This window comes from Klebsiella sp. GL120222-02, assembly GCF_003097195.1.
In the GTDB taxonomy this organism is placed as follows: Bacteria; Pseudomonadota; Gammaproteobacteria; order Enterobacterales; family Enterobacteriaceae; genus Klebsiella; species Klebsiella variicola.
This window is the reverse complement of record NZ_QEQO01000005.1, coordinates 358,028-364,824: the sequence shown is the minus strand read 5'-3', so window position 1 is coordinate 364,824 and position 6,797 is coordinate 358,028. Positions and strand designations below refer to the sequence as shown.

The following is a 6,797-nucleotide window of genomic DNA, read 5'->3' as shown; positions in this document are numbered from 1 at the left end:
CGCCAGCGTTCAATCTGAGCCATGATCAAACTCTTCAATTTAAGTTTGATGCTCGTGAATTAAACTTCGTAATGAATTACGTATGTTCACTCAGAGACTTGGTATTCATTTTTCGTCCGAGGACGTTAAGAATCCATGTCACTTTGAGTGCCCACACAGATTGTCTGATAAATTGTTAAAGAGCAGTTGCGACGCGCTTTAGCGCTCTGTCGCGAGGTGGCGTATATTACGCTTTCCTCTTTCAGAGTCAACCCTGAATTTCAGGATTTTTCTCTTCAACCGAACCGGCTGTTTGTGTGAAGTGATTCACATCCGCCGTGTCGATGGAGGCGCATTATAGGGAGCTCTCCGGGAATGACAAGCGGAAAAATACAATTTTATTTCAACCGCTCATCTTTTAAACGCAACGCTTATTTTTGCTGCTTTTTAATCGCCGCAGGCAGCTCTGCCAGGCTATTTAGCACCCAGTCAGCCGCTTTTTCCGCTTCTTCAGTCAGGGGCTTACCGGTACGCACCAGCACTTTAGTACCGACATCTGCCGCCGCAGCAGCCTGCATATCTTCCAGTTTGTCCCCTACCATATAGGAAGAAGCCATATCGATATGCAGATAATCGCGGGCGGAGATCAGCATCCCCGGATGCGGTTTACGACAATCACAGGTCTGACGGTACTCTTCCACCGCACCCTGCGGGTGATGCGGGCAATAGTAGATACCGTCCAGGTCGACGCCACGATCGGCCAGAGACCAGTCCATCCACTCGGTCAGCGTTTCAAACTGGGCTTCGGTAAATTTACCGCGAGCAATACCGGACTGGTTAGTGACCAGCACCAGCGCATAGCCCATCTCTTTTAGTTCGCGCATCGCGTCAATGACGCCATCGATAAATTCAAAATTGTCGATTTCGTGGACGTAGCCATGATCGACATTAATAGTGCCGTCACGGTCGAGAAAAATTGCGGGTACTGACTTTGCCACCGGTTTGCTCCTGAAAAAGGCTAGTGCCGTTAGTATCGCATGTTTCAGCATGCAAGAAAGTGCTCATTATAAAGAGTCAGATTGATTTAGACGTCTGGATGCCTTAACATCCATTTCATTGACAGGCATCGCCTGGATACGGCAGAAGAAAATGCCACGGCAAACGGCTAAACGATAATAAATAACTGATGATTAAACTTTCCAATATCACCAAAGTGTTCCAGCAGGGGAATCGCAGCATTCAGGCGCTGAATAACGTCAGCCTGCATGTCCCTGCCGGACAAATTTATGGCGTCATCGGTGCCTCCGGCGCCGGTAAAAGTACGCTGATTCGCTGCGTCAACCTGCTGGAGCGCCCGACCGAGGGCAGCGTACAGGTTGACGGTCAGGAATTGACTGCACTGTCGGAAAAAGAGCTAACCCGTGCGCGCCGTCAGATTGGCATGATTTTCCAGCATTTTAACCTGCTGGCCTCCCGGACCGTTTTCGGCAACGTCGCGTTGCCCCTGGAACTGGATAACACCCCGCAGGCAGAAATCAAACGTCGTGTGACGGAGCTGCTGGATCTCGTCGGCCTGGGTGATAAGCACGACAGCTACCCGGCTAATCTCTCCGGTGGCCAGAAACAGCGCGTCGCTATTGCCCGCGCGCTGGCCAGCAACCCGAAGGTATTGCTGTGCGATGAAGCCACCAGCGCCCTCGACCCGGCCACCACCCGTTCCATTCTCGAACTGCTGAAAGACATTAACCGGCGTCTGGGACTGACCATTCTGCTGATCACCCACGAAATGGATGTGGTGAAACGCATCTGCGACTGCGTGGCGGTCATTAGCAACGGTCAACTGATCGAGCAGGATACGGTGAGCGAAGTCTTCTCCCATCCGAAGACGCCGCTGGCCCAGCAGTTTATTCAGTCCACGCTGCACCTCGATATTCCGGATGACTACCAGGCGCGCCTGAAATCTACCGCCGCAGCGGATAGCGTGCCGATGCTGCGTATGGAATTTACCGGCCACTCCGTCGATGCGCCGCTGCTCTCTGAAACCGCGCGTCGCTTCAATGTGAATAACAACATTATCAGCGCGCAGATGGATTATGCCGGCGGGGTGAAGTTCGGCATCATGCTCACCGAAATGCACGGTACACAGGAAGACACTCAGGCGGCCATCGCCTGGCTGCAGGAACATCATGTAAAAGTAGAGGTATTGGGTTATGTCTGAGGCAATGATGTGGCTGCTGTTGCGCGGCGTATGGGAAACGCTGGCAATGACCTTTGTCTCCGGCTTCTTCGGTTTTGTCCTTGGTCTGCCGGTGGGCGTGCTGCTGTATGTGACCCGGCCGGGGCAAATCGTCGCCAATGCCAAACTGTACCGTACTCTGTCGGCGCTGGTGAACATTTTCCGTTCCATCCCGTTCATTATCCTGCTGGTCTGGATGATCCCGTTTACCCGCGTAATCGTCGGCACCTCGATCGGCCTGCAGGCGGCAATCGTTCCGCTGACGGTGGGCGCCGCGCCGTTTATCGCCCGCATGGTGGAGAACGCCCTGCTGGAGATCCCGACCGGGCTCATCGAAGCTTCCCGCGCGATGGGCGCCACACCGCTGCAGATCGTCCGCAAGGTTCTGCTGCCTGAAGCGCTGCCGGGGCTGGTCAACGCCGCCACCATCACTCTTATTACCCTGGTAGGCTACTCCGCCATGGGCGGCGCGGTGGGCGCCGGTGGTCTGGGGCAGATTGGTTATCAGTACGGTTATATCGGCTACAACGCAACGGTGATGAATACCGTACTGGTGTTACTGGTTATTCTGGTTTATTTAATTCAATTCTCTGGCGATCGTATCGTCCGGGCTGTGACTCATAAATAACGTTATTGGCAGACAACACTCATTCTTACAGGAAGGAAATAACATGGCCTTTAATTTCAAAACCTTTGCGGCAGTTGGCGCGTTAATCGGTTCTCTGGCGCTGGTGGGTTGCGGTCAGGATGAAAAAGATCCGAATCATATTAAAGTCGGCGTTATCGTCGGGGCGGAACAGCAGGTCGCTGAAGTTGCGCAGAAAGTGGCAAAAGAGAAGTATGGTCTCGATGTTGAGCTGGTGACCTTCAACGATTACGTGCTGCCAAACGAAGCGCTAAGCAAAGGCGATATCGACGTGAACGCCTTCCAGCATAAACCGTATCTCGACCAGCAGATTAAAGACCGTGGCTATAAGCTGGTCTCCGTTGGCAACACCTTCGTCTATCCGATCGCGGGTTACTCGAAGAAAATCAAATCGCTGGACGAACTGCAGCCGGGCTCGCAGATCGCCGTCCCGAACGATCCGACTAACCTCGGCCGTTCCCTGCTGCTGCTGCAGCAGGTGGGTCTGATCAAACTGAAAGACGGCGTGGGCCTGCTGCCGACCTCGCTGGATATCGTCGAGAACCCGAAAAACCTGAAAATTGTTGAACTGGAAGCGCCACAGCTGCCGCGTTCGCTGGACGACGCACAGATTGCGCTGGCCGTCATCAACACCACTTACGCCAGCCAGATTGGCCTGACCCCGGCGAAAGACGGTATCTTTGTTGAAGGCAAAGAGTCTCCTTACGTGAACCTGATTGTGGCGCGTGAAGACAATAAAGATGCTGAGAATGTGAAGAAATTCGTTCAGGCTTACCAGAGCGATGAAGTTTACGAAGCGGCGAACAAGATCTTTAACGGCGGCGCAGTGAAAGGCTGGTAATCTTTTCTCACCGTAATATCATTCAGGACGGGCTTCACGCCCGTCTTGTCATTTATGCAAGCACCTGATTCAATAACGCCCTGTTTTTTATTCATTGAGGAAATACTATGCGTGCTTTACCGGTCTGTTTGTTAGCACTCATGTTAAGCGGTTGTTCCATGCTAAGCAGATCCCCCGTTGAACCTGTTCAAAGCACTGCAACCCCCCCGGTTAAATCTGAGCCGAGCAAACCACGCGCAACCCGTCCGGCGCCGGTACGTATTTATACCGATGCGTCAGAGCTGGTGGGAAAACCGTTCCGCGATCTGGGTGAAGTGACTGGTGAGTCATGCCAGGCCTCAAATCAGGATTCTCCGCCGAACATCCCAACCGCCCGCAAGCGTCTGCAGGTGAATGCGGCACGCATGAAAGCCAATGCCGTCCTGCTTCACCGCTGCGAAGTGACCAGCGGCACGCCAGGCTGCTACCGTCAGGCGGTTTGTCTGGGCTCGGCGCTTAACGTTTCGGCACAATGAGTGCATTCCAGTTCGCGCAGATAGGCGTTATCCGCTCGCCGTATAAAGAGAAATTTGCCGTTCCTCGCCAGCCTGGTCTGGTGAAACACGGCGGCGGAGAACTGCATCTGGTTGCGCCCTACAACCAGGCCGACGCCGTGCGAGGCCTGGAAAACTTCAGCCATCTGTGGATCCTGTTTGTGTTTCATCAGACCATGGAAGGCGGTTGGCGTCCGACGGTGCGCCCTCCCCGACTGGGAGGCAATGCGCGGATGGGCGTCTTCGCCACCCGTTCGACGTTTCGCCCCAACCCCATCGGCATGTCGCTGGTTGAGCTGAAAGGCATTCGTTGTCAGAAGGATCAGGTGATCCTGGAACTCGGTAGCCTCGATCTCGTTGACGGAACCCCGGTAGTCGACATCAAACCGTATCTTCCCTTCGCCGAAGCCCTGCCGAACGCCAGCGCCAGCTATGCGCAACAGGCGCCGCTGGCGGGTATGAACGTCAGTTTTACACCGGAAACAGAAGCACAGTTACTGACCCTGGAAAAACGCTACCCGCATATCAAAGCGTTTATCCGCGAAGTATTGGCGCAGGATCCGCGCCCGGCCTACCGTAAAGAGGAAGAAGCAGGAAAAAATTATGCCGTCTGGTTGCTGGATTTCAACGTCCGCTGGCGGGTGATTGCCTCTGGTTTTGAAGTCTTTGCCCTCGAAGCGCGCTAATTTTATTTTTCCTCTCTTTTGGCATCTTTGCCACACTGGTAAACTAAACCACTTTTTTTGTTTCAGGCTGGGCAACCAGCCTGTTCCGCTCGTTTAACTGGAACCGTTACAACATGCGTACTAGCCAATATCTGCTCTCCACTCTGAAGGAGACACCTGCCGACGCCGAGGTAATCAGCCACCAGCTGATGCTGCGCGCCGGGATGATCCGCAAGCTGGCCTCCGGGTTATACACCTGGCTGCCGACCGGCGTGCGCGTCCTGAAAAAAGTCGAAAACATCGTGCGTGAAGAAATGAATAATGCCGGTGCGATCGAGGTGTTAATGCCGGTCGTTCAGCCTTCTGAACTGTGGCAGGAGAGCGGTCGCTGGGAGCAATATGGCCCGGAACTGCTGCGCATTGCCGATCGCGGCGATCGCCCGTTCGTCCTCGGACCAACCCACGAAGAGGTCATTACCGATCTGATCCGCAACGAGCTGAACTCCTATAAGCAGCTGCCGCTGAACTTCTATCAGATCCAGACCAAATTCCGCGACGAAGTGCGCCCGCGTTTCGGCGTGATGCGCTCCCGTGAATTCCTGATGAAAGATGCTTACTCTTTCCATACCTCTCAGGAATCGCTGCAGGAAACCTACGACGCGATGTATACCGCTTACAGCAAAATCTTCAGTCGTATGGGGCTGGATTTCCGTGCGGTACAGGCTGACACCGGTTCTATCGGCGGCAGCGCCTCTCATGAATTCCAGGTGCTGGCGCAGAGCGGCGAAGACGATGTGATCTTCTCCGACAGCTCCGACTACGCGGCAAACATCGAGTTTGCGGAAGCCGTTGCGCCAAAAGAGCCGCGCGCAGCCGCCACCCAGGAGATGACCCTGGTTGATACGCCGAACGCCAAAACCATCGCCGAGCTGGTTGAGCAGTTCGACCTGCCGATCGAAAAAACCGTGAAGACCCTGCTGGTGAAAGCGGTTGAAGGTAGCGCCTCCCCGCTGGTTGCCCTGCTGGTGCGCGGCGATCACGAGCTGAACGAAGTGAAAGCGGAAAAACTGCCGCAGGTCGCCAGCCCGCTGACCTTCGCCACCGAAGAAGAGATCCGCGCTCTGGTGAAAGCGGGTCCGGGCTCCCTGGGTCCGGTGAACCTGCCGATCCCGGTGGTTATCGACCGTACCGTCGCGGTAATGAGCGATTTCGCCGCTGGCGCTAACATCGATGGCAAACACTACTTCGGCATCAACTGGGATCGCGACGTCGCGACTCCGGAAGTTGCTGATATTCGTAACGTCGTTGCCGGCGATCCGAGCCCGGACGGCAAGGGTACTCTGCTTATCAAGCGCGGTATCGAAGTGGGCCACATCTTCCAGCTGGGTACTAAGTACTCTCAGGCGATGAATGCCGCAGTTCAGGGCGAAGATGGCCGTAACCAGATCCTGACCATGGGTTGCTACGGTATTGGGGTGACCCGTGTGGTGGCCGCCGCTATCGAGCAGAACTTTGACGATCGCGGGATTATCTGGCCAGACGCCATCGCGCCGTTCCAGGTGGCAATTCTGCCGATGAATATGCACAAGTCCTATCGCGTGCAGGAGCTGGCCGAGAAGCTGTACGCCGAGCTGCGTGCGCACGGCATCGATGTGCTGATGGACGACCGTAAAGAGCGTCCGGGCGTGATGTTCGCCGATATGGAACTGATCGGTATTCCGCACACCATCGTGTTGGGCGATCGGAACCTCGATAACGATGATATTGAATACAAACATCGTCGCAACGGCGAGAAGCAGCTGATTAAGACCGGGGATATCGTGAACTACCTGGTGCAGCAAATTAAAGGTTAATCACCGCAAGGCCCTGATAAATATCAGGGCCTTTTTTTCTCGCT

At 54.7% G+C, this 6,797-nt stretch carries 7 protein-coding genes; 6 read left to right on the top strand and 1 reads right to left on the bottom strand.

All coding sequences use genetic code 11. The annotated features are described in order from the left end of the window. Positions 1-410: 410 nt before the first annotated feature. Positions 411-977, bottom strand: coding sequence for a D-glycero-beta-D-manno-heptose 1,7-bisphosphate 7-phosphatase (gene gmhB / locus N438_RS17670; protein WP_008807333.1), 567 nt, complete (start codon positions 975-977; stop codon positions 411-413). A 188-nt stretch (positions 978-1,165) separates the two neighbouring features. Here gmhB and metN point away from each other — a divergent pair, with 188 nt between their 5' ends. The 6 genes from metN to proS all read left to right on the top strand — a co-directional run bounded on the left by metN (position 1,166) and on the right by proS (position 6,753). After that, complete coding sequence (gene metN / locus N438_RS17665; protein WP_012968897.1) at positions 1,166-2,197, top strand: methionine ABC transporter ATP-binding protein MetN; 1,032 nt, start codon at positions 1,166-1,168, stop codon at positions 2,195-2,197. Continuing rightward, positions 2,190-2,843 carry a methionine ABC transporter permease MetI gene (locus N438_RS17660; RefSeq protein ID WP_004204478.1) on the top strand — a complete coding sequence of 218 codons (654 nt, stop codon included), beginning with the start codon at positions 2,190-2,192 and terminating at the stop codon, positions 2,841-2,843. Before metN ends, N438_RS17660 begins: the two co-directional genes overlap by 8 nt. 43 nt (positions 2,844-2,886) lie before the next feature. Next, positions 2,887-3,702 (top strand): methionine ABC transporter substrate-binding lipoprotein MetQ, encoded by an 816-nt coding sequence (gene metQ, locus N438_RS17655; RefSeq protein WP_008807336.1) that lies wholly within the window; start codon positions 2,887-2,889, stop codon positions 3,700-3,702. A 107-nt stretch (positions 3,703-3,809) separates the two neighbouring features. Continuing rightward, a complete protein-coding gene (rcsF, locus tag N438_RS17650) occupies positions 3,810-4,217 on the top strand; it encodes an Rcs stress response system protein RcsF (RefSeq protein WP_008807337.1) in 408 nt (135 codons plus the stop codon). Continuing rightward, the gene (gene tsaA / locus N438_RS17645; RefSeq protein WP_065809819.1) at positions 4,214-4,921 is read left to right on the top strand and encodes a tRNA (N6-threonylcarbamoyladenosine(37)-N6)-methyltransferase TrmO; all 708 of its coding nucleotides are present in this window, start codon (positions 4,214-4,216) and stop codon (positions 4,919-4,921) included. The genes rcsF and tsaA overlap by 4 nt, the downstream gene beginning before the upstream one ends. A gap of 113 nt (positions 4,922-5,034) precedes the next feature. Next, the gene (gene proS / locus N438_RS17640; RefSeq protein ID WP_049163063.1) at positions 5,035-6,753 is read left to right on the top strand and encodes a proline--tRNA ligase; all 1,719 of its coding nucleotides are present in this window, start codon (positions 5,035-5,037) and stop codon (positions 6,751-6,753) included. Positions 6,754-6,797 lie beyond the last annotated feature (44 nt).